Source organism: Kitasatospora sp. NPDC088548, from assembly GCF_044753005.1.
Taxonomy (GTDB): domain Bacteria; phylum Actinomycetota; class Actinomycetes; order Streptomycetales; family Streptomycetaceae; genus Kitasatospora.
In genome coordinates this window covers 15,247-36,911 of record NZ_JBIVMI010000041.1, presented here as the reverse complement: position 1 = coordinate 36,911, position 21,665 = coordinate 15,247, and the positions used below count along the sequence as shown (strand labels likewise).

At 74.1% G+C, this 21,665-nt stretch carries 32 protein-coding genes; all 32 read left to right on the top strand.

From position 1 onward, the window contains the following. Window positions 1–98: 98 nt before the first annotated feature. The gene (locus tag ACIP82_RS34980) at window positions 99–2,324 is read left to right on the top strand and encodes a hypothetical protein (RefSeq protein WP_400659354.1); all 2,226 of its coding nucleotides are present in this window, start codon (window positions 99–101) and stop codon (window positions 2,322–2,324) included. Window positions 2,325–2,327: 3 nt separating this feature from the next. Further along, window positions 2,328–2,756: a hypothetical protein gene (locus ACIP82_RS34975; RefSeq protein WP_400659352.1), complete on the top strand. Its 429-nt coding sequence runs from the start codon at window positions 2,328–2,330 to the stop codon at window positions 2,754–2,756. A gap of 84 nt (window positions 2,757–2,840) precedes the next feature. Beyond that, the gene (locus ACIP82_RS34970; RefSeq protein WP_400659350.1) at window positions 2,841–2,966 is read left to right on the top strand and encodes a hypothetical protein; all 126 of its coding nucleotides are present in this window, start codon (window positions 2,841–2,843) and stop codon (window positions 2,964–2,966) included. A 15-nt stretch (window positions 2,967–2,981) separates the two neighbouring features. Further along, window positions 2,982–3,803 carry a hypothetical protein gene (locus ACIP82_RS34965; RefSeq protein ID WP_400659348.1) on the top strand — a complete coding sequence of 274 codons (822 nt, stop codon included), beginning with the start codon at window positions 2,982–2,984 and terminating at the stop codon, window positions 3,801–3,803. After that, window positions 3,800–5,275, top strand: coding sequence for a transfer protein (locus ACIP82_RS34960; protein WP_400659347.1), 1,476 nt, complete (start codon window positions 3,800–3,802; stop codon window positions 5,273–5,275). The genes ACIP82_RS34965 and ACIP82_RS34960 overlap by 4 nt, the downstream gene beginning before the upstream one ends. 68 nt (window positions 5,276–5,343) lie before the next feature. After that, window positions 5,344–5,538, top strand: coding sequence for a hypothetical protein (locus ACIP82_RS34955; RefSeq protein WP_400659345.1), 195 nt, complete (start codon window positions 5,344–5,346; stop codon window positions 5,536–5,538). Between the two features lie 48 nt (window positions 5,539–5,586). Then, a complete protein-coding gene (locus ACIP82_RS34950; protein ID WP_400659343.1) occupies window positions 5,587–5,937 on the top strand; it encodes a hypothetical protein in 351 nt (116 codons plus the stop codon). A gap of 84 nt (window positions 5,938–6,021) precedes the next feature. Then, window positions 6,022–6,753 carry a hypothetical protein gene (locus ACIP82_RS34945; protein ID WP_400659341.1) on the top strand — a complete coding sequence of 244 codons (732 nt, stop codon included), beginning with the start codon at window positions 6,022–6,024 and terminating at the stop codon, window positions 6,751–6,753. Between the two features lie 133 nt (window positions 6,754–6,886). Next, complete coding sequence (locus tag ACIP82_RS34940) at window positions 6,887–7,522, top strand: hypothetical protein (RefSeq protein ID WP_400659339.1); 636 nt, start codon at window positions 6,887–6,889, stop codon at window positions 7,520–7,522. A 127-nt stretch (window positions 7,523–7,649) separates the two neighbouring features. Next, a complete protein-coding gene (locus tag ACIP82_RS34935) occupies window positions 7,650–8,033 on the top strand; it encodes a hypothetical protein (protein ID WP_400659337.1) in 384 nt (127 codons plus the stop codon). Between the two features lie 117 nt (window positions 8,034–8,150). After that, the gene (locus tag ACIP82_RS34930) at window positions 8,151–8,552 is read left to right on the top strand and encodes an RRQRL motif-containing zinc-binding protein (protein WP_400659412.1); all 402 of its coding nucleotides are present in this window, start codon (window positions 8,151–8,153) and stop codon (window positions 8,550–8,552) included. A gap of 27 nt (window positions 8,553–8,579) precedes the next feature. Next, window positions 8,580–9,752 carry a DNA polymerase III subunit beta gene (gene dnaN, locus ACIP82_RS34925; RefSeq protein WP_400659335.1) on the top strand — a complete coding sequence of 391 codons (1,173 nt, stop codon included), beginning with the start codon at window positions 8,580–8,582 and terminating at the stop codon, window positions 9,750–9,752. An 86-nt stretch (window positions 9,753–9,838) separates the two neighbouring features. Beyond that, window positions 9,839–10,567 (top strand): hypothetical protein, encoded by a 729-nt coding sequence (locus tag ACIP82_RS34920; RefSeq protein WP_400659333.1) that lies wholly within the window; start codon window positions 9,839–9,841, stop codon window positions 10,565–10,567. A gap of 82 nt (window positions 10,568–10,649) precedes the next feature. Then, on the top strand, window positions 10,650–10,889 hold the full coding sequence (locus tag ACIP82_RS34915) for a hypothetical protein (protein ID WP_400659331.1): 240 nt from the start codon (window positions 10,650–10,652) through the stop codon (window positions 10,887–10,889). 126 nt (window positions 10,890–11,015) lie between these two features. Next, a complete protein-coding gene (locus ACIP82_RS34910) occupies window positions 11,016–11,777 on the top strand; it encodes a hypothetical protein (protein ID WP_400659329.1) in 762 nt (253 codons plus the stop codon). A 39-nt stretch (window positions 11,778–11,816) separates the two neighbouring features. Beyond that, window positions 11,817–12,416 (top strand): hypothetical protein, encoded by a 600-nt coding sequence (locus tag ACIP82_RS34905; protein ID WP_400659327.1) that lies wholly within the window; start codon window positions 11,817–11,819, stop codon window positions 12,414–12,416. 168 nt (window positions 12,417–12,584) lie between these two features. Beyond that, entirely contained in the window at window positions 12,585–12,893 is a 309-nt protein-coding gene (locus tag ACIP82_RS34900) for a hypothetical protein (RefSeq protein ID WP_400659325.1), read from the top strand. 98 nt (window positions 12,894–12,991) lie between these two features. Further along, window positions 12,992–13,237, top strand: a complete 246-nt coding sequence (locus tag ACIP82_RS34895; RefSeq protein ID WP_400659323.1) for a hypothetical protein — start codon at window positions 12,992–12,994, stop codon at window positions 13,235–13,237. Between the two features lie 104 nt (window positions 13,238–13,341). Next, window positions 13,342–13,662, top strand: coding sequence for a hypothetical protein (locus ACIP82_RS34890; protein ID WP_400659321.1), 321 nt, complete (start codon window positions 13,342–13,344; stop codon window positions 13,660–13,662). Window positions 13,663–13,839: 177 nt separating this feature from the next. Continuing rightward, on the top strand, window positions 13,840–14,247 hold the full coding sequence (locus ACIP82_RS34885; RefSeq protein ID WP_400659319.1) for a hypothetical protein: 408 nt from the start codon (window positions 13,840–13,842) through the stop codon (window positions 14,245–14,247). A gap of 119 nt (window positions 14,248–14,366) precedes the next feature. After that, window positions 14,367–14,837, top strand: coding sequence for a Pycsar system effector family protein (locus ACIP82_RS34880; RefSeq protein WP_400659317.1), 471 nt, complete (start codon window positions 14,367–14,369; stop codon window positions 14,835–14,837). 129 nt (window positions 14,838–14,966) lie between these two features. Continuing rightward, window positions 14,967–15,338, top strand: coding sequence for an HIT family protein (locus ACIP82_RS34875; RefSeq protein ID WP_400659316.1), 372 nt, complete (start codon window positions 14,967–14,969; stop codon window positions 15,336–15,338). Further along, complete coding sequence (locus ACIP82_RS34870) at window positions 15,335–15,898, top strand: nucleoside 2-deoxyribosyltransferase domain-containing protein (protein WP_400659314.1); 564 nt, start codon at window positions 15,335–15,337, stop codon at window positions 15,896–15,898. Before ACIP82_RS34875 ends, ACIP82_RS34870 begins: the two co-directional genes overlap by 4 nt. 31 nt (window positions 15,899–15,929) lie before the next feature. After that, entirely contained in the window at window positions 15,930–16,439 is a 510-nt protein-coding gene (locus tag ACIP82_RS34865) for an AAA family ATPase (RefSeq protein ID WP_400659312.1), read from the top strand. Window positions 16,440–16,559: 120 nt separating this feature from the next. Further along, a complete protein-coding gene (locus tag ACIP82_RS34860) occupies window positions 16,560–17,315 on the top strand; it encodes a hypothetical protein (RefSeq protein ID WP_400659310.1) in 756 nt (251 codons plus the stop codon). A gap of 95 nt (window positions 17,316–17,410) precedes the next feature. After that, a complete protein-coding gene (locus ACIP82_RS34855) occupies window positions 17,411–17,668 on the top strand; it encodes a hypothetical protein (RefSeq protein ID WP_400659308.1) in 258 nt (85 codons plus the stop codon). 60 nt (window positions 17,669–17,728) lie between these two features. Next, a complete protein-coding gene (locus ACIP82_RS34850; RefSeq protein ID WP_400659306.1) occupies window positions 17,729–18,277 on the top strand; it encodes a hypothetical protein in 549 nt (182 codons plus the stop codon). A 16-nt stretch (window positions 18,278–18,293) separates the two neighbouring features. Then, complete coding sequence (locus ACIP82_RS34845; protein ID WP_400659304.1) at window positions 18,294–18,737, top strand: hypothetical protein; 444 nt, start codon at window positions 18,294–18,296, stop codon at window positions 18,735–18,737. Between the two features lie 193 nt (window positions 18,738–18,930). Continuing rightward, window positions 18,931–19,728: a ParA family protein gene (locus ACIP82_RS34840; RefSeq protein ID WP_329925890.1), complete on the top strand. Its 798-nt coding sequence runs from the start codon at window positions 18,931–18,933 to the stop codon at window positions 19,726–19,728. Next, window positions 19,725–20,651, top strand: coding sequence for a hypothetical protein (locus ACIP82_RS34835; RefSeq protein WP_400659302.1), 927 nt, complete (start codon window positions 19,725–19,727; stop codon window positions 20,649–20,651). The genes ACIP82_RS34840 and ACIP82_RS34835 overlap by 4 nt, the downstream gene beginning before the upstream one ends. 186 nt (window positions 20,652–20,837) lie before the next feature. Continuing rightward, window positions 20,838–21,140 carry a hypothetical protein gene (locus ACIP82_RS34830; RefSeq protein ID WP_400659300.1) on the top strand — a complete coding sequence of 101 codons (303 nt, stop codon included), beginning with the start codon at window positions 20,838–20,840 and terminating at the stop codon, window positions 21,138–21,140. Continuing rightward, window positions 21,112–21,642: a DUF6879 family protein gene (locus ACIP82_RS34825; protein WP_400659298.1), complete on the top strand. Its 531-nt coding sequence runs from the start codon at window positions 21,112–21,114 to the stop codon at window positions 21,640–21,642. Before ACIP82_RS34830 ends, ACIP82_RS34825 begins: the two co-directional genes overlap by 29 nt. The last annotated feature ends 23 nt before the right edge of the window (window positions 21,643–21,665 follow it).

The following is a 21,665-nucleotide window of genomic DNA, read 5'->3' as shown; positions in this document are numbered from 1 at the left end:
TCCGCGAGCTCATCACGGGGCCCCAAGGCGCGCGCGCGATGCGCGCGCGCGAGGCTCCCAGACCAGTGACTGACTGTCAACATCGAGAGGAGGGCGAGTTGAGCGACTCCGACGACGGAAACGTGGTCACCCTGCACCCCCGGATCGGTCTGCGCCCGCCCATCGGGCCGACCCCGAACACCCCCGCGCCGGCACCTTCCCCGGCGCTTGCGGCACCCGCCGCCCCGGCCGCGCCGCCCTCCTTCCCCCGGGTCCGCCACCGCCGCGCGGCGGCCCCGGCCGTCCTTCCGGCGCTGCCGGAGAGCACCGCCGGGGGCGGGGAGGTCGCCGTCGCCACCCCCTCCGCTTCCCCCGTGCCGGGAGGGGGAGGCGGCCCGGCCCCGGTCCGCGACACGGTCGCTCTGTCGATGGTCACCTTCGCCGCCGTCGCCCTCGCGGCGGCCCGCGGCACGTTCGGTGTCGCGTCCTGGATCAAGGCCCGCGCCGGGCAGGTGAAGGAGGCGGCGGAGAAGGCGAAGGACGCCAAGGCCGCCAAGTCCTCCACCGCGGCGGGCGGCGGCCGGGTCCAGTCCGGCCCGGAGTGGGGCCAGCAGGCCCGCCAGCGCCAGGGCGCAGCCGGAGGGTCCGGCCGTTCCGGCGGCGGGAGCGGCGGCCAGGCCGGCCGCGGCGGCCAGGTGCCCGCCACGTTCCGCTCCAGCCAGACCGGCCCCGGTAAGGGCGGTGACCGGCTCGGCGCGCAACAGCGCGGCCCGGGCGGCAAGACGGGAGGCGGCCCGGACCGGCCGAGGCCGGATGCCAGCTTGGCGACGCGGGCCGGCCGCTCGCCCGGCCGGGGCCGCGGCCTGGCGGACCGCCAGCGGGACGAGACCGGCACCACGCCGGACCGGTCGAAGCGCGGGAAGGACAAGGACCGCAAGAACACCGACGGGACGCCCGGGACGGGCAAGAAGGACAGCACCGGCCCGTCCAGCTCGTCCGGCTCCAAGAAGGGCTCCGGCGGTTCCGGCTCCGGCGGCTCGGCGGCGGGCGGCTCCACCACCGGGGCGAAGAAGAGCTCCGGCGGTTCGTCGGGCACCGGGGCGGGCGGATCCGCCAGCACGAAGAAGGGCGGGAGCTCGGGCGGCCCGGCCAAGGGCGGGTCCACCGGCGCGGGCAAGAAGGGCAGCACCGGCAGCGGGTCGGGCTCGACCCCGGGGAGCCGCACCACGCTGGGCGCGGCGATCAGCGAGGAGGCCGAGCGGCGCCTCGACAGGCGCCGCAAGAACCACACCCCGGTCTGGCGGGCGCCGAAGAAGCGCAAGCCCAAGAAGAAGGGGAAGAAGAAGCCCGCAGCCGCCACCGGGTCCGGCACGCCGAAGATGACGACGGCCAGCACCACCAAGCCCGGGGTCAAGCCGCCCACCAAGGGCAAGGCGTCCGGCACCTCGACGACCAAGGCCACCACCGCGAAGGCGAAGAAGACCAAGGCCGCCGGGTCGGGCAAAGGCCCGGGGGTCTACGCGAAGCGGGCCGCGGCGAAGGCGAAGGCCGCCTGGGCCAAGCGGCCGAAGCGCGGGTCCACGGGCCCGGCCTCCGGCCCGACCACAGGCGGCCCGTCCTCGACGGGAACCGCGTCCGCGAAGGCCGGGACGCGGGCCCGCTGGGAGCGCACCAACGCCCGCACCTCCGCCACCGGCTCCACGACGGGCTCCAGGTCGTCGGGCACGCGCACCGGGACGGGGCCCTCGGCCCACCGGGGCCGGGCGGCCCCGCCGCCCGGGATGGTCCACGAGACCACGATCACCCTGGAGCGCATCCCCAAGCAGCCCCCGCCGCCCGACCCGCCCGCCGCGCTCCCCGCCTCCACCGGGTCCGCGCCCACCGGGTCCGCGCCGGTGACCGGTGGGGGCGGCACGACCACCGCCGTGAGGAACCACATGACCGCATCCGTCGAGGTGTACGCGCCTTCGGCCGACTCCGAACTGAACATCTACGACCTGGTGGAGGCCGACGAGGCCGCCGCCGAGGAGATCCTCGACCGCGTCGACGAGGCGAAGGAAGCCGCGTCGGCGTGCGAGGACCTGGAGCACCACCTGGAGAACCTCAAGGCCCAGGTGATGCAGCTCAAGATCCCCGGCCGCCTGCTCGGCTACTGCAACCGGCTGCTGGAGAAGGCCGGCCGGGTCAAGAGCGAGGCCGAGGCCCTGGCCGCCGCCCTGCCGGCCGCGTCCGAGGCCATCAAGACCGCCGGGACCAACGCCGCCGCCAAGCACCAGCGGCCCGCCGACGTCACCCGCGACCACGGCTACGCCGCTCCGGCCGAGACCCACTACCACAAGGAGTAAGCAGTGTCCGACCTGCTTCCCGCCGCCCGGGGCGTCGTCTCCGCCGCCGTCGAGGTGGTCGCCGACGGCGTCCGCTACGGCATCCTGATCGCCCGCCTCGCCAAGGCCGGCCTGGCCCTGCGCCACATGGCCGCCCTCGCCAAGTCCACGTTCGAGTACGTCGGCGACTGCGCGGCCAGCGTCGACCAGCTCGCCGAGATGGCCGCCAGCATGAACGTCGACGCCGACACCGTCGCCGAACACCACGAGGCCGCGAACATCATGCGCGGCGCGCTCGCCAACGCCACCACCATGGCCCAGGAGTGCGAGGAGATGTCGAGCCTGTTCGACGAGGCCTCCGAGGCGCACCAGGCCGACTACGGCGCCGTCACCGAGGCGTTCCAGAACATGCCCGTCGAACCGGCCAACCGCGAGTTCTACGCCAACCGCTGACCCACCCTCACCGTCCCGCCGCTGCCCGGCACCGCACCTCGCGGTGCCGGGCAGCACCGCACCCGAACCCGGAAGGACCACCCCGTGGCCCCCGACAACCGCGACACCACCACGCCGCAGTGCCTGCCCGCCCGGCTGCTGGCCGCCCTGGTCATCACCGCCGGCGCCCTGTGGCTGCTCGGCGAGCTCTACGCCCGCCTCGCTCACTGAGATAGGAGAACCGCCGTGCCGAAGCTCGACCGGGCCCGCCACCTCGCGGGCCGCGCCGCCACCGCGGCCGGGGCCGCCGCCCTGACCGCCAGCATCTTCACCCCGCACGTGCTGCCCGTCGCGACCCCGGTCGTCCTCGGCACCACCGTCCTGTCCGCCGCCGTCTCCATCCAGCCCTGGCGGCGCAGCACCCCCGGCGTGCTCAGCGTCCTGTACGCGACGCCGCCCGCGATCCTGCTCGGCGAGATGGTCGCCTTCCGGATCATCCCGGGCGTGCACTGGGGCGAAGGCTTGGCCGTCGCCGTCTGGGCGGGCGTCACCTGGTGGCAGCGCCCCAGCCACCTGGCCCGCGAACTGGTCCGCCCCAGCGCCCAGGTGCCAGCCACCCCGGACTACCGGCCGCAGGCCCTGGTGCCCACCACACTGGCGGATCAGCTGGTCCTCTCCTGGTCGCAGTGGGCGCAGATGGACCGGTCCCCGGCCGCCGGCACGTTCCTCGAGCACGCCGTGTTCGAGGGCCGCACCGAGTGGCGGGCGCAGATCGTCGCCGAGGGCGGCCGCCCGGTGCCCGACATCCCGATCGCCGCGATCTCGGCGATCACCAACATCCCCGAGGAGTTCATCTCCATCACGGCGGTCAAGGGCCACGGCGCCGGCCGCCGCCAGCTGGTCGTCACCGAGCGCACCGGCGCCGAGGTCGCCAAGCAGGAGATCGACCCGTTCACCCGCTGGGAGAAGGAGATCGCCCCGGGCGCCATGCCCCACTCCCAGCTGATCGCCATCCGGCGAGGCAACACCAAGACCGGCGAGATGGAAGAGGTGCTGCGTCCCGAATGACCACCACCATGGCCCCGGCGCCGCTCGGCCTGGACGTCGACGTCATGGAGCTGGAGGTCCAGGTCCCTCCCGGAAAGCTCCTCACCTACGACCTGCGGGCCCTGGCCTCCTCCCTGGAGATCCTCGACACCTCCTGCATGGCGGTGGAGACGGACGGCCTCACCCGCGCCCTGGTCACCATCTACCGCGACCCGCCGCTGGAGAAGCTGGAGCCCGTCCGCGGCGAAGACCTGGTGATCGACGCGCAGGGCTGGCTGACCGTGGGCCGCTACCACGACGGCCAGCCCGCCCAGATCCGCCTCTACGTCCCCGGCTCCGGGGCACAGCGCGGCGCCCTGTTCGGCACCACCGGCGCCGGCAAGTCCCGCGCTCTGCAGCTGATCCTGGCCGCCGAGAAGCGGAGCGGGATCGTCTCCTGGCTCGCCGACCTCAAGGGCGGGCAGTCGGTGCCGGAGGCCGCCGGTCAGGTCGACTGGCGGGTCACCACCCAGGAGGGCCTGCTCGCGATGCTCCAGGCGGCGGTGCGCGTCGCCGAGGAGCGGATGCGCCGCTACGCCGCGATGGGCCGCAGCTCGTTCATCATCAACCGGCCCGACCCGCTGCTGTCGGTGCGCATCGACGAGGCGAACCGGGCGCTGGAGAAGGGCGCGCCGTACCGGGACAAGGTCGCAGCGCTCATCAAGGAACTCGGCCGCACCGGCCGCTCGGTCGGGGTCGGCATCTCGATCGCGGCGCAGGCCTCGCACGTGGACGAGCTCGGCGGCTCCGACACCCTGCGCGGCATGCTCAAGGAAGGCGAGACCATCCTGCTGCGCTGGTCCAGCTCGATGATGCAGTCGCTGGTCTCCGACGGCCTGCTCCCCCCGGGCACGCACATCGTTCCCATCCCCAAGCGCTCCGGCCCGCCGCTGCTGCGCTCCCGGTTCACCTCCGCCCGCGGCCTGGTCAAGCCCAAGCCCGGCGGCAACACCGGCGGCATGGCCTACCTCCTCGGCAGTGACCGGCCGACCGCGATGATGCGGTTCTTCCCGGTCGGCTCCATGCACGAGGTCGAGGGCCTGGACCCGCTCATCCTCGACCTGTACGGGCCGGGCGAGCCCGCCCACCTGGAGGCCACCTCGCACGAGGCCGCCGGCCCGGCCTACCTGACCCGCGACGGCGACGGCCCCGCCCACCTGGTCGAGGCCGCGAAGGAGGAGACGAAGCGCCTGGCCGAGCAGGCCGCCGCCGAGCAGAAGAGCGCCGGCACTGGCAAGGCCACCGTCGCCGCCCGCGTCCTGCGCGCCCTGGAGGACGCCGACGAGGACGAGGACGGGCAGCAGGTGCTCGACTTCGACGAGCTGTTCGCCGCCGTCAACGCCGACGGCGGCAAGCCCGTCAGCGCCCCGGTCGTGCGCAACAACCTCACCGCCCTCGGCAAGGCCGACCGGATCGTCGCCCTCGGCGGCGGCCGCTACACCCTGCCCAGCTGACACCCCGCCACCCCGGCCCGGGGCAGCCCGACGCGGCTGCCCCGGCCCCGTCCTGCCCTGGAGCCCCCGTGGTCGTCTCCGCTTCCCTCGCCTTCGTCTTCGGCATCATCACCGTCTTCCTCTACCGCAACGGAACCGTCCGCGTCCTCTCCGGGCTGACGCTCATCCTGTTCGGCTTCACCCTCGCCAGCACCGGCCTGGGCCCGACCATCAACCAGCTCCTCGCCGGCCTGGTCCACCTCATCGGCAGCATCCGCTTCTGACCATCCGCCACCCCGCCCGCCAGCACCACCGACCGGAAGGACCCCGCCGTGAACACCCACCCCGCCCCCGCCCTGCTCGGCACCGGCACGGTCGGCGCCGTCGACCTGCTCCTCGCCCAGGCCTCCCTCGACCCGCGTGTACGGCTCCGCCCGCCCACCACCGTCGAGGAGACGCTCACCGCCCTGCGCGCGGCGATGGAACTGCGCCAGCGCCAGGCGCTGCCCGCCGCGCCCCGGCACCCCGAGCTGCCGCCCGGCCCGCCCCGCCAGGTCGTCTTCATCCTCGACGAGGCCGCATACCTGGCCGGCCAGCCCCGCACCGGCAAGCACTCCCCCGAGACGACCCGCCTGCTCCGCGAAATCCTCGCGCTCGGCCGCACCAGCCGCATCAACGACTGACCACCACCCGCCACCGACACCTTGACCGTGCCCGCCGCCCACCACCGGGCGGCGGGCACGACCGTCTCCCGAAGGGAACAGCCCATGACCTCCGCCGCCGCTCTCGCCCGCTACGCCGAACTGACCCGCCAGCACCAGGAGACCGCCCAGCTCGCCGACCCGGCGCCCCGCCCGCCGGCCGACCAGCTCATCGACACCGCCACCGGCACCGTCGCCATCGGCCGCTACGCCGACGGCACCGCGGCCCGAGTGCCGCTGTGGAACACCAACGGCGCCGTGCACCTGCACATCAGCGCCCGCACCGGCGCCGGGTCCAGCACGCTGATCGACCACCTGGTCGCCGCCGAGCACGCCTGCCCGCTCACCGAGCCGTGGGTCGCCGACCCCTACGGCGCCCGCCCGGGCCTGGCCGCCCGCACCGCGACCACCAAGGCCGACACCGTCACCCTGCTGCGCGAAGCGGTCGGCCTGCTGCGCGGCCGCCTGGGCGAGACCGGCGACACCACGGCCTACTTCCCCAGCCCCGAGCACCCGCTGATCACCCTCACCCTCGGCGACTGGCCCCACCTGTCCACCTGCGAGGAGACGGTGCGCCTGGTCGGGGAGATCGCACTCACCGGCCGCCTGGCCGGGTTCAGCCTGCGCATCGAGACCTGGGGCGTGGTGTTCCAGCCCCCGCTCCCGCTGACCACCACCGCCCTGCGCCACGCCCACCAGGTCACCATGACCGCCCGCCTCACCCCGGGCCTGGGCACCCACGCCCCCCACCCGGCCGCCCCCGCCCGCCTGTTCCGCACCTGGACCCCCGAGCAGTAACCCCGCCCGCTCCCGGCCTCTCCGAGGGCCGCCGGACCCGCCCCGACCACCGGTTGCGGGCCCGGCGGCCCCAGAAGGCGCCCGGCGCCCCCAGACCCAGCAAGCCCATCCCCGCCCCCCCTTGGAGCACCCCGTGGACAGCATCTACACCAGCCCCGCCACCATCGCCGCCGACCAGGCCGTCGACCTCAACGCCTACCTCCTCCAGGAGGGCTTCGTCCCGGCCTCGCTCGACGGCCAGGTCGTCGCCGTCCCGCTCCAGCCCTCCCCCACCACCCCGGCCCTGATCCCCGCCCTGGTCGACGGCAAGGTCATCGCCGTCCCCGTGCACAACCCGCTCGCCGCTGCGGCCGCCGCCCAGGCGCAGCCCGCCCCGGCCCCGGCCGCCCAGGCGCAGCCCGCCGCCGAGCAGGGGCTGCCGCTGGCACTGCGTCAGGGCATCCTCTACGGCTGCGCCGGAGCGCTCACCCTCGGCGGCCTGACCTGGATGGTCGGCGCCGGGGTCGGCGAGGTCGCCCCGTACGCGGACCAGATCGGCAAGGTGCTGATGTGGGCGGCCGCCACGGTGGCCGCCGTGGTGATCGGCGTCGCCGCGCTTCTCGGCAAGCTCCGCTCCGTCGCCTCCAGCGCCGGCACCGGGGCGACCGCCAGCGGCGACGGCTCCACCGCGTCCGGCCCCGTCCTCGCGATGTTCCACCGGCACACCGAGGTCACCATCGGCAAGCAGAGCGCCGGATGGAAGGGCACGGTCAACAACAACGTCCGCTGACCGGCCGCCCGGTCTCGCCCCCGGCGCACCTCCGCCCGCCCCGCCGACCCCGGCCGGGCGGGCGGGCCGCCTTCCGGGGACGGGGCCGGCCGACCGGCCGACACCGCGCGACGAGAGGGACCGCACCATGCAGCAGCCCGCCACCCACTCCTCCACCACCCCGGCCCCCGTCAAGCCGACCCCCGGCACCTACGTCCTGTTCCGCGACATGGACCGCTACCTGACCGGCCACCCCGACCACACCCAGATCTGCAAGGTCCTGGTCGACAGCCACCACCGCGAGGACAAGGCCGACCTGGTCGTGCTGGTCACCCGGGAGGTCATCCGCTTCGCCCCGGTCGTCTTCATGCGGCCGCTCGACCCGGCCGAGCTGATGCACGACATCGACACCGCCCCGCTGGACTCCCTCGGCGACGGCCGGCTGATGACCGCCGCCGGGGCCTGGCTCGCCGCCCAGGCCCGCCAGGCCAAGACCAACTCCCCCGCCGCCCTGCCCGCCGTCCGCGACTGACACCGACCCAACCGCGCCGCCGCCCGCCCCGCCGGCCCCCCGGCCGGGACTGGCGGCGGCGCACCGCCCCTCCGATCCGCCGCCAGCACCGCCGCCCACCCAGCAGAGAAGGAGACCCTGGCCGTGCGCGCATCCGACCTCGACCCCTCCGGTGAGGACCACGGCGGCCTGCCGACTTGGCCCTGGCGCTACGCCGACCCCGGCCTGCACACCCGCCGCCAGCTGCGCGCGATGGGCCTTCGCCCCGGCGGCCAGGAGCCCGCCGCGCAGGTGGTCTGCCGCCGCGGAAAGCGGATCGCGTACCTGTACCGGATCGACCAGGCCCTGCCCGTGCGGCCGATGACGCCGGGCCGGGCCGAAGCCCTTGACCGGGCGATGGCCGCCCGCCAGACGTGCCCGCTGTGCCTCACCCGCTACGACGCCTGCCTCCCGCTCAAGACCCTCGGCTCCTGCGTGCCGTGCAGCGAGCTGTCCGACGACGAGCGCGAACAGCTCGCCGCCCTCACCAACGCCGCCTGATCCACCGCCACCGTCCTGGAGGACACCGTGAAGCTCCGCGTCTTCGCCAACGTGCTCGCCGAGGCCGTCGCCTTCGCCGCCCGCGCCCTGCCCACCCGCCCGCCGGTCCCGGTCCTGGCCGGCATCCTGCTGCGCACCGACGAGCGCGGCCTGCACCTGGCGGCCTTCGACTACGAGACCGCGGCGACCACCCGCGTGGACGCGGAGATCGCCGACGACGGCACCGCGCTGGTCTCCGGCCGCCTCCTCAACGAGATCTGCAAGACCCTGCCGAAGGCGGCCGAAGTCGACATCGAGCTGTCCGGCTCCCGGCTGCTCGTCACTTCCGGCACGGCGAAGTTCACGCTGCCGACCCTGCCGGTCGAGGAGTACCCGCAGCTGCCCGGCGTGCCGGACACCGTGCTCACCGTCCAGGCCGACGCGCTCGCCGACGCAGTCGCCCAGGTCGCCGTCGCCGCGAGCACCGAGGAGAGCCTGCCGGTGCTGACCGCCGTGCAGCTGCTCCTCGAGGACGACCGGATCACCCTGGCCGCCACCGACCGCTACCGCTTCGCCGTGCGCGAGCTGACCGTCCAGCCCACCGGCACCCTCCCGGCGGTGACGCCCAAGACCGGCAAGAAGAAGGACAAGGCCGACGACGACGGCGTCCTCATCCCGGCGAAGTTCCTCGCCGAGGCCACCCGCGCGATGACCGGCGAGCACCCGGTCGCCGTCGGCTGGTCGGACGGCCAGCTCACCCTCACCACCGCCGGCTCCTCCATCGGAACCCGGCTGCTCGACGGCGACTTCCCGCGCCACCGCGGCGTGTTCCCCACCCCGGCCGACGCCGAGCTGACCGTCACCGTCCCCACCGACGAGGCGCTCGCCGCGCTCAAGCGCGTCGCCCTGGTCGCCTCCGACAAGACCCCGGTCCGGCTGACCGTCACCGACGACGGCAGGCAGCTGCTCCTGGAGGCCGGGCACGGCGACGACGCCCACGCCGTCGACCGCATCCCCTGCAACACCACGGGCCACCTCGACGGCGGCACCATCGCGTTCAACCCCGGCTACCTCGCCGACGCCCTCAAGGCGCTCGCCGCGCCCGAAGCCCGGCTGCACGCCACCTCGGCCACCAAGCCCGCCCTGCTCACCGGGCACTCCGGCGAACTCGCCGACACCGACTACCAGCACCTGCTGATGCCGATCCGCCTCAACGGCTGACCCCGCCTCACCCCGCCCGCCCCGCACCGCCGGGGCGGGCCCCGGCTACGCCCCCAGCACACCAACCCGAACAGGAGCAGCACCCCGTGAACCAGCACACCGAGCCCACCGTCCCCCAGGAGCAGCCGAGCGTCAGCGTCCGAGAGTCGGCCGGCCGCCGGGTCCGCACCCTGACCGCCCCTGGCGGCTGGCTCGACCGGCGCCGCCGCGAGCTGGCGGCCGGCCTGGACGACTTCTCCGGCGCCGAGCCGTGGGTGCGCGCTCTCGCGTACCTGGTCGCGATCGCCTTCGTCGTCCTGGTGGTGGGCACCGTCGGCGGCATCCTGTTCAACGCGGCCGGCGCCGTGATCGGCGCCGTGCACCTGCCGCAGGACCTGCCCGCCGGCGGCGACGGCCTGCGCGTCGCCGTCACCGGCCCCATCCACGCCTACCTCAACGCCCACCAGGCCTACCCGCTCAGCGCGGCCACCGCCTACGGCGCGTGGAAGACGCTTGGCCTGATCGCCGCCCTGCTGTCGTTCATCACCCGCGGCGCCATCGCGCGCGCCAGCTGGACGGCATGGTCTACCGCCACCCTCGCCATGGTCTGGTACGCCGCCCCCGACACCGGTCGCCCGGTAGCCGTCGGCCTGACCGCCGCCGCCATCGCGGCCGTCTCCCTGTTCGCCCTGCGCGGCCTGAGCTTCTCGCTGCGCCCGATGGTGATCAACCGCACCGACGTCCAGCCGCAGATCACCATCCAGGCCCCCGAGTGCAAGACGGGACGGCCCCGCCCGGCCGTCCCGGCGCCCACCTCGCCCTTCGACCAGCGCTGACCCTCCCGGGCGGGCCGGTGCACCGAGCACCGGCCCGCCCGGCCCCCGCCCGCTCCGCACCGCCGACCGAGAGGCACCCGCCGTGGCCCTGGCCATCTCCCGCGACGCACAGATCGCGGCCCTCTACGAACGCCTTCACCACCGCTCGGCGATCCTGTCCGGCCTCACCCCTGGCAGCAAGGCCCACTCCGGGATCCAGGCCGAATGCGACGCCATCCACGCCGAGATACGGCGCCTGCAAGCCACCACCAGCATCTCGCCCAAGGCCGTCCTCGTCGGGATCGCCGTGATCCTGCTGCTCATCTGGAGCGCCGTCCACTGACCGTCCGGGCACTGACGCTGCCCACCACCGTGCCCGCCGCCCCCGCCACCCAGGCCGGGACAGCGGGCGCCGTGGTGCGCGGCGCGGCCACCCGGCCCGTACCCGCCGTCTGGAAGGACCACCGCCGTGCGCACGAAGAAGCCCGCCACCCACTACCTGGCCACCAACGCGGACGGAATCATCCCGGCCAGCCTCGCCGCCGGCACCCCGGTCAACCTGGCCGACGCGGTCGGCACGACCATCGACCACCCCAACCCCTGCAAGAACCTCTGGTACGACGAGACCCCGTTCAGCTACTTCCGCACGGTCACCGCGCCCGGCGAGGTCCTGGCGGACGTGCCCGGCTGGCCCCGGCGGCTGTGGATCGTCGAACCGCTCGGCACCACCGGCACCTGGGGCGGGCGCGACAGCGCGCACCGGCTGTTCGCCCACCAGATCCGCGTCGTGCAGGAAGCCGAATCCTGGCAGGCGCTCGGCCCGCGCGGCCGCCAGGTCCTTGACCTGATCGACCACCAGCTCCCCGACCTCGCCCGCACCTGGGCCGCCACCCACACCGCCGACCCGGACCGCGTCCACCAGGCGTACGAGGACTGGCGGCTGTGCAACAGCCGCGAGCCCGAAGCCGCCAGCGGCATGAACGCCAAGCAGATGGCCCTCTCCGTCGCCAGCAGCTCCCGCCGCTCCGCCGCCCTCTGGACGGTCAGCCGGCTCGCCATCGACGCCGCCCACGCCGCCGCCGACGAGTTCGGCCGCACCGCGGCCCACTACGCCGCGATGCGCGCCGAGGCCCTCGCCTTCGCGGCCCTGCTGGAGGACCGGCTCCGCGACTACGTGCTGACCGCGCTGCGCGGCGTCGCCCTCGACCAGGCCCTGACCGCCGCGGCCTGACCGGCCCGGGCGATCCCGAAACAAGATGCAGGGAGACAGATGAACAGCACCTTGTCCGCCGAGCAGCAGCTGCAGCTGGCCGTTGAGTTCCGCGTGCCGATCCCCCAGGGCCCGGTCGGCGGGTACGGCGAGGTCGTCGTGCGCCGCGACGAGCCCGGCGACGGCTGGGCGGTGACCGACGGTTCCCTGGTCAGCCTGCGGGCCTGGATCGAGGACGAGGGCTGGCGGCCCGTCCGGGACACCGGTCGCGCCGCCGCCTTCCGCCACACCCGCGAGGGCGCCCTCCTGCTCGCCCACCGGGTCGCTGCGATCGATGCCGCCAACTACCAGGCGCTGCTGGCGGTCGCCGCCGACCCCCTCGGCCACGCCGTACGCACCCGGCAGTACACGATCACGTGCCCGCGCTGCCAGACGCCCGGTGCCGACGAGTACGGCGAGCCGGATTCGACCAGCGACGACTACGCGGACTGCGCCCGCTGCCGCTCCTGCGGGCTCGAATGGGCCCTCGACCCCGGAGCCGACGCCTCCTGCACCACCTGCGGCGGCAGCGGCATCCCCGGCGCCGGCCCCACCCGCACGCGCACCCCCGACGGCTGGCAGCCCGCCCCGAACTGCGAGTGCCTCGAGTCCGGGCGCTGACTCTGCCCACCACCGCGCCCCGCCCCGGTGCCAGCCAGGCCCGGCGGGCGGGGCCCGGTGGTGCACGGAGCCGCCCAACCCCGTGAATGCATAGTCTGGACATGCATAGTCTGAGTCTGCATACTTGGTTGGGCGGGAACCTCTCCCGCCAACCGGGAAGGAACTGCCATGGGCATCTACTGGGGCGAGAACACCGGACACCGCAGCTGCCTCACCACCCAGCGCCTCGCCCGCCGGCTGCGGTGGGCCCGCATCGGCGACAGCGCCACCATCCGCACGTTCCTCACCGCCCTGGACGGCGAATTCCGCGGTGAGCTCGTCTTCACCGCGGACCAGGCCCAGCAGATCATGTTCGCGCTGCGCTGGGCCGAGCCCCGGATGCGCTGGTTCACCCTCCCCGGCTGGACCCGCCTGGCCCGGATCCTGGCCAACGACGCCGAGCGCGCCTGGCGCAGCGGCGGCTGGACCATCGAGTGACCTCCGCTCGGCCCGCTCCGGCCGTACGCAGGGCAGACTGCGAGTCTGCATTCTCCGTGAATGCAGACCAGCAGCCGCCCGAGCGCCAGGAGCCCGTCATGCCCCGCCCCGACCAGACCACCCGTACCGAAGGCCGCGCCCGCATCGCCGCGCTCAAGAAGACGCGCGACAAGATCCACGCCGACGCCGAGAAGGCCAAGACCGACGCGGACGCCGAGATGTGGGCCGCCATCGGGGAGCTGATCAGCACCGGCCAGGTCCTCCAGTCCGACGCCGCGGCCGAGACCGGCTTCACCCGCGACCACGTCCTCAAGCAGACCAAGCGCTACGGCGCCGGCGGCTGATCCACCGCCAGCGCGCCTCCGGCACCAGGCCGGCGAGGGTTCACGACCCAGGCGCGCACCATCCGGGACACCGCGTCCCGGAGCAGCTCGGGGAGGGAAACCCGATGAGCAGCAGCACCACCAGCACCGTGTGGACCGCAGCCTGGCCCGAGAACGTCCTCGCCCGCTACATCACCGTCGGCGGCGCCCACGTCGACCTGACGAGCATCCGCTTCCGCACCAGGTTCCTCCCGAAGGGCCGCCCCTACGTCGGCGACACCTACCGCGAGGTGGACGGCTTCACCTGGAAGTGCAACGGCTGCGGCACCGTCGGCACCGTCGGCGTCTACGGCGACCCGTACCTGCCGAACGAGCGGCGGGAGGCCCACCTCGACGCGAACGGCCACGCCACGGAGTGCCGCTCGATGGCCAAGCCGACCAGCTGACCCGCCAGCGCGTCCCCGGCACCGGCCGGCGCGGGCTCACGACCCGGACGCGCACCACCCCCCTCTCGGTACCACCGGCCGCCAGCCCGACGGCCGGTCACCCCGCCACGCCCGCACGCCTGCCGGGACGGCGGGAGCCCAGCCCACACCCACACCACAACCACCCTGGAGGACCCCGTGAACCTGCCCGACTGGACCCCGCGCTTCCTGGCCCGCGCCCTCGGCCACGGCCGCGCGACCGAGGACCGCACCGCGCTGGCCGCCGCCCTGACCGCCGCCCACGACCGGGCCTGGACCACCCAGCCCGCCGAGGCCCGCACGATGCAGCGGGCGCTGACCGGCCCGCTGAACTTCCAGGCCGCCCTCCTCGACCTCCACCGCGACCAGGCGGCCGTCACCGCGTACCTGAACAGCCTGGCCGGCGCCTCCGAGACCAACCTCAACCTGGCCGACCCCGACCAGCGCGCCCTCTACCAGGCGCTGATCGACGCCGCCCGCCAGGCCGAGCAGCTCGAACAGCGCATCCGGCACGCCGCCACCAGCACGCTCGCCGCGCCCGCCACCGCCGACTGCCCGGCGAACTGACACCCCGGCAGCCGCTGCCCGCCGTTCCCGCCCCGCCCCCGGTGCCCCGCCGGCGGGCCGGGCGGGACCGGTGAGCGCCGCGGCCACCCGGACCGACCCACAGGGAGGGAACACCCACGATGGACACCACCACCGCCACCGAGACCGGCGTCATCGACCAGGCCCTCGACCGCGAAATCTCGGCAACCCACGCGGATATCGCCCGCACCGACAGCAAGGCCGGACTCGTGCTCACCATCGACGGCGTGTTGGTCGCCGCGGTCGCCGCCCTCGGCAAGGCGCCCGCCTACGCCGTCGTCCCGGCCGCCATCGGCACCGTCAGCATGATCGCCGCCGCCGTCCTCGCCGTCCTGGTCGTCAAACCCCGACTCGACTCCGCCCGCACCAACGGGTTCTCCCGCTGGGCTGGCGACTGGGCCACCGACCCCGAGCAGATCCTCCTCGCCCTCGCCGAGGACGTCCGGCCCCACCGGCTCCACGCCCTGTCCGTCCTGTGCGAGCGCAAGATGCGCCTGCTCATCTGGGCCTGCCGCCTGAGCGTCGTCGCCGTGGTCACCGTCGCCACCGCCGCGCTCCTCACCCTCGCCTGACCGGCCGGGCCCCCACGCTGCTCACCACGACGCTCCGCCCACCGGCCAGCCAGGCCGGGCGGCCGCAGCGCTGTGGTGCGCGGCGCGGCCGTCCGGCCGGACCCACCGCCGAGAAGGGAACCGATCACCGTGTCGGTCTCGAACTGCGCCTTCTGCGCCATCGTCACCGGGGAGTCGCCCGCCGACGTCGTCCGCGAGTGGAGCGACGCCATCGCGATCCGCCCGCGCAGCGGCGGCGTCGCCGACGGGCACCTGCTGGTGATCCCCCGCCAGCACGTGGCGGACGTCGGCAGCGACCCGGCCGTCTCCGCCGCCACCATGGCGCGCGCCGCCGAACTCGCCGCCGGCCTGCCCAACGCCAACGTCCTCACCTCCAAGGGCACCGCGGCCACCCAGACGGTCTTCCACCTGCACCTGCACGTCGTCCCCCGCACCGACGGGGACGGCCTGCCCCTGCCCTGGACCCCGCAGCACGCCGCCCGGAACGGAGCCACCGCGTGAACCTCCACCTCGTCATGGCCCGCGAGCCCCTGCCCACCCACGGGCCGTCCGTGTTCCTCGCCGGGCCCACTCCACGACTCGGCGGCCCCGTCGACTCCTGGAGGCCGGCCGCCGTCGCCGAGCTGGGCGCCCAATGGGCCGGCCCCGGCCCGCTGACCGTGCTCTCCCCCGAGTCCCGGGGCGGGCGCCGCGCTGCGCACTACGACGACCAGGTCGAGTGGGAGACCGCCGCCCGGGCCGCAGCCGACGCGATCCTCTTCTGGATCCCCCGCGACCTCACGACGATGCCCGGCTTCACCACCAACGTTGAGTTCGGGTTGGACATCGCGACCGGCCGCGTGGTGCTCGGCTGCCCGCCGGACTGCGCCGCCCCCGAGCGCAACCGCTACCTGATCTGGGTCGCACACCGCCACGGCGCCCCCGTGCGCGACACCCTCAGCGACACCGTCGCCGCCGCCCTCGCCCTCACCTCCAGCCGGCCCGGCCCCGCCGACAACCCGGTGCTCGACGTCCGCGCGACCCCGCCGATGACCGACGACCCCACCGGCGCCTGGCTCTGACCACCCACCACACCACCCGGAGGCCCCCGCGATGACGACCACCACCCTCGCCACCGCCCGCTCCCGCGCCCTCGCTCCGGTTCAGCCCGGCGACCTGGTCGCCCTGATCGGGTGCGCGGCCAGCGGCAAGTCCTCGGCCCTGCGCACTGTCCCGCCGCACCAGATCGTCAGCCTGGACACTCTGCGCGCGATCGTTTCCGAGCCTGGCGACCAGGACGCCACCGCGGACGCCGTCCTGCTCCAGCACCACATCCTCCTGACCCGGGCACGCCGGGGCGCCACGACCTACGTGGACAACACCTCGGTCGAGGCGCAGCACCGGCTCCAGCTGGTGGAGCTGGCCCACCAGCACGGCCGCCGAGCCGTCGCGGTCCTGGTCGACGCCCCGCTCGCCGAATGCCTCGCCCGCAATGCGGCGCGCCCGGCGCAGCAGCGGGTGCCGGAGGACGCGGTCCGCTGGCAGCACCGCATGGCCCGCTCCGCCCGCGAGCTGCTCCCCCGCGAAGGCTGGGACGAGATCCGCCACCTGCGCACCGCCTGACCGGACCACCACGCTGCCCACCACCACGCCCCGCCCACCGGCCAGCCAGGCCCGGGCGGCGGGGCGCCGTGGTGAGCGGCGCGGCCGCCCGGCCGAACCCGCTCCCCTCGGAGGTACCTGATGACCGAGCAGACGACCCGCGCCCGCCTGCTGAGCAACGCCCTCGACACCGCCGACAACATCGCCATCGCCGCCGCCGCGGCCGCCGCCGGACTCACCACCTACCGCACCCTCGCCGCCCGCCCGGCCGAGACCCGCTTCACCCTCGCTGCGGCCGCCGCCGGCCTCGCCGCCTGCCTCGCCGACCAGGCCACGACCCAGTTCCGCCGACCGCTGCGCCACCTCCTCGGCCTCCCCGCCTACGGCTACGCCCCCGCCGCCGCTGCGCCCGTCCCGGCGCCGTCGAGGGAGCAGCTCGCCGAGGAGGCCGCCGCCGACGCCGCACACCGCGCGGCCACTCACGCCAACGGCCTGGACCGCAGCGGCGGCAGCCTGACCGAGGCCGCCAACTGGGTCGGGTCGGCCGACGGCACCGCGACGTGCGAGCTGACCGGCGGCGCGCACCTGCTGTGCGTCCCTTCCCCCGCCGACCAGTTCGGCCACATCAGCCGCACCTACCTGCTCGTTCGCGACGGCGAGCAGCAGATCCGGGTGAGCAGCATCGGCGAGCTGGTCGCGCTCCTGGACGGCCCCACGGCCGACGCGGCGCAGCCCGCCGACAACGAGGACCAGGACGACGACCCGTGGTCCACCCTCGGCGAGGAACTCGCCATCGCCGAGCTCTGCCCCGCCGAACCGTTCGACGGCGAGGACCAGGCCGACGAGGACGACGACCGCGACCAGGAGGCGGAGGCCCACGCCGCCGGCCTCCTGTAGTTCGACAGCAGCTCTTGGCGGCGGGCCGGCCTTCACCGAGGACCGGCCGCCGCTCCCTCCCCCGCCCCGCTGTCCAGATCAGGGAGACCACAGCCATGGCCCGCACCGCCACCTGCCGCACCCGCCCGGCCGCCGACCACAAGCCGGTCCTGATCGCCCTCCCGATCGTCTCCTCCGACCCGTTCGCCGGACCCGCCGGCCGCCGCCACTACACCTGCTCCTCCTGCGAGACCTCCTGGGCCGGAGGAGAGGCCGACTGCTGGAACTGCGGCCAGCCGGCCACCGGCGAGCACCCCAACATCACCGCCGCCCTCCAGCTGCTCCTGCGCCGTCCCGCCGCCCGCCATGCCTGACCGCCCGCCAGCCCGGCCCGCACCAGCGGGCCGGGACCGACCCGTCGAAGGAGACGCACCATGACGATCACGCCGATCCCTCGCCGCGGCCTCTACGCCACCGACCCCGACGAGCGGCTGCGCCCCGGCACCCCGGACCAGCCCTGGGAGCTGTGGCTCACCGGCCCCAACGCCCTCCTGCCGATGCCCGACCTCGCCACCGCCCTGATGGCCGCCGCCGAGCACAACGCCCACTCCACCGACCTGGACGACGGCTCCCCGCTCCAGCCCGTCAGCTACGCCGTCGTCCTCGAGCACGGCTACGCCTGGCGGCGCCGCGGCGCGGCGAGCCTCGGCGCCAGGGTGGCCACACCGTCGCTGTGCTGGACCGCCAGGTGCGGCATCTGCGGCGACATCGTCGAGGACGACTACATCCCCCACCACCCCAGCCCCGAGGACGCCGCAGACGACGCGGTCGGCAGCCGGGAGTGGGCCCAGCTCCCCGACGGGACGCTGGTCTGCGACCAGGACGACGAGGCCCACGCCGCCGCCCGCGCCCAGGCGCGCACCCAAGACGACCCCCGCGAGCAGCCGGACCCGAACCAGCTCACCTTCCCCGTGACCCGCTGACCTGACGGAGGACCACGTGCACCGACCCGTCATCGCACCCTCCCCCGACAGCCCCGCCAGCCAGGCCGTGGGCCTGGACCTGGACGGAACCCTCGCCCAGGACCATGGATGGCAGGGCGGCCGGATCGGCCTGCCCCAGCCCGGCGCCATGGACGCGCTGCGCCTCCTCGCGCGCCACCGCGCGGTGTTCGTCTACACCGCCAGGCCGAGGCGCTGGCTGCCCGAGGTCGCCGACTGGATCACCTGGTACTCCGGCATCGCGGCGTTCGTCGACCCGTCACCGGACCGGGCGTACTGGACCACCGTCGGCGGCCCGATTCTGGTCACCAGCACCAAGCTCGGCGCGGCCGCGTACGTGGACGACCGCGCCGTCCACCACGCCGGAGACTGGACCGACACCCTCGCCACCGTCAGCCGAGCGATCGGCCTCGACCGCGCGGGCGTTCTCGCCCCGGCCTGACCCCGAGCACAGTGAAGGGCCCGCCTTCCCCGGCTTCGACGCCGGAGGAGGCGGGCCCTTTTGCGTTTGTGGACCCCGACGCTAAGGCCTGATCGCGGGGCAGCGGGCCAGTGCAAAAATTTTGCACCCCACCGGGCGACGTGGGGGACGCGGTCGTCGGTCCTGGCGGGAGGCCCCGTTAGGGTCACGGGCTATGGCACTCACACCGGCCGCGGCGATGACAGTAACCGCGATGATCAACCAGAAGGGCGGCGTCGGCAAGACGACCGACACCCTGAACCTCGGCGGCGCGCTCGCCGAGTACGGGCGCCGCGTCCTGCTGATCGACTTCGACCCGCAGGGCAACCTCTCCACCGCGCTCAAGGTCGAGCACCTGGACGAGGACGCGCCGAACAGCCTCCCCAAGCTGATGATCGGTGGCGGCGACATCCGCGACGCCATCATCCATCCCCTGCCGGGCATCGACCTCATTCCGGCCTCTCTCGACATGTTCTTCCTGCCGGGCCGGCTGCGTGAGCAGAAGATGGGCGAGCTGCGCCTCCAGCGGCTCCTGGCCCAGATCGAGGGCGAGTACGACCACGTCCTCCTCGACTGCCGACCGGCGATCGACGACGACACCGACGCCGCCCTGGCCGCCGCCACCGACGCTGTCATCCCGATGGACGTCGACACGTTCAGCATCAGGGCCGTCCACTTGCTCCTCGCGCAGGCCGCCAAGACGATGAACGCCCTCGGCCGCAAGCCGATGGACTACCGAGGCATCGTCATCAACCGCATCGACCGCCCGTTCTCCGACTTCAACCAGTCCGTCTACGACGCCCTGTTCACCCTGCCCGTTCCGGTGAAGGGCGAGGTCCCGGTCCGCTCGAAGATCGCCGAAGCGCGTGAGATCGGCGGACAGCCCGTGTGCATGTACGCCCCGAAGGATGAGGCCGCGAAGATCTTCCGCAACATGATCGTCTCCCTCGGATTCGTGGAGGCCGCGGCGTGAGCGGCAAGACCCGAGAGCGCAAGAAGTTCGTCATCAACACCAGCGCGAGCACGAGCGTCGAGAAGCTGGCCACCGCCATGTCCTCCGACCAGGACGCGCTCAAGCAGGAGATGGAAGCCAACCGGGTGGACGGGATTCCCGCACCCGTCGACTTCAGCAAGCTCACCGGCACCGACGCCGAGAAGCTCAAGCAGCTGGAGGAGATGGTCCACAGCGCCGACCGGCGCCTGGACGGCGAAGTCCAGTCGGCCCAGACCCGCTACGTCATCGTGGTCGGCAGCATCCTGCGGCACATCGACGAGAACGACCTCACCGCGAAGGCGTCGACCGGCCTCAGCTTCGGCCAGTACGTCTGGGACCGGTTCCGCATCCGCTACCGTCGCGCCCGGCAGCTCATCGAGGCCGCGCCGATCGTCTCCGAAGTCGTGGCCGCCCAGGTACTCCCTTCCCCCAACGAGTCGCAGGCCCTGGCCATCGCAGGCTTCCTGCACACCCGCGGCCGCGAAGCCGCCGTCCAGGTCGTCGGCTCGATCGAGACGGCCGGCCAGAAGGTCACCGCCGAGCGGCTCACGGAAGCGATCACCGCCTACGAGCTTTCCCTCATCCCGGCCCAGCCTCAGCTGGAGAGGGCAGCCACATCCACCCAGGGCGAGCAGCCGTCGACGTCGAACGACGAGCAGCAGCCCGAGGACGAGGAGAAGGCCGACGACGAGATCCTCGACGGGGAGCTCGTCATCGAGCCGCTGACCGCCCAGGAACTCCGCCAGGCGGTCTCCCGACGCTCGCTCGACCTCGCCAACGCTCTCGGCCGAGGCCGCTTCACCCCGGGGGAGATCCAGCGCGTCCTCGCCGAAGCGTTCATCGACACCAGCGACCCCGCCGTCTACAAGGCCGTGCTCCGCCGACTGCGGAACACAGACTGACCAGCAAGGCAGACAGCAAGAAGGGCGCCCGGTCAAATGTGGTGGCCGGGCGCCCTTCTTGCTTGGACGGCACCATACCTGAGCCCTCCGACAGCCGGGCCCGGTGGCCGACCCAGTCATACGGTGCGTGCCGCCTGGCTGCGCCCGCGCGCCCTTGACGGGTCGTCAGTCCTGCGGAACGGTGACGTGCAAGTGACCGCAACTGGCTTGGTTCTGGAGGGCGTCATGGGGCTAGATTTCATCGGCATCGACCCGGAGACGGGTAAAGAGGGGTCACCGACGGTGTGGCTCGACCGCGCCAACCGCAGGATCGTCTTCCAGGGCGTGAAGGCCGAGGAGGACCTGGAGGCCGAGGTCGGTGGGCGGAGCTGGGCGCCGGACCACGAGGCCGGCATCCCGGGCCACGAGGCCGTGGTGTGGATTCCCACCCGGATGATCCCGATCTTGCGAAAGGCATGCGATGACGCAGAGCGCGATGGGCTTCTCTGACCTGCTGGCCGCCGCCCGGTACTCGGCGGTCCACCTGGAGCTGCGCGACAGCTACAACGTTCCCGACGAGGCCGAGGCCGTTGAGCGGTTCCGGCTGACCGGCGAGTCCGATCTCGACCCGGAGTCGGAGTACTGGCGGGACTGGACGGCCATGGTGCGCGAGGCGACCGCGCGGGGCGTGGTCATCCGCCGGGCCCGGATCGTGTCCGAGCCGGTCACCCTCTACACGCGCTACCTGCACGCGATGACCTTGGTCAACATCACGGCCGGTGAGCAGGTCCGATGGCTGGCGCGCCGCAACGCCTGCGACCTGGCGCTGCCCGGCAGCGACTTCTGGCTGTTCGACGACCGGGGCGCGCGGTTCAACCACTTCACCGGTGACGGCGACTGGGCCGACCCGCGCACCTCCTACACCGAGGACCCCGCCGTGGCGAAGCTCTGCGCCACCGCGTTCGAGTCGGTCTGGGAGCGGGCCGTCCCGCACGAGCAGTACACCGTCTGAGCCCGCCCGCACCGAGCCGACAG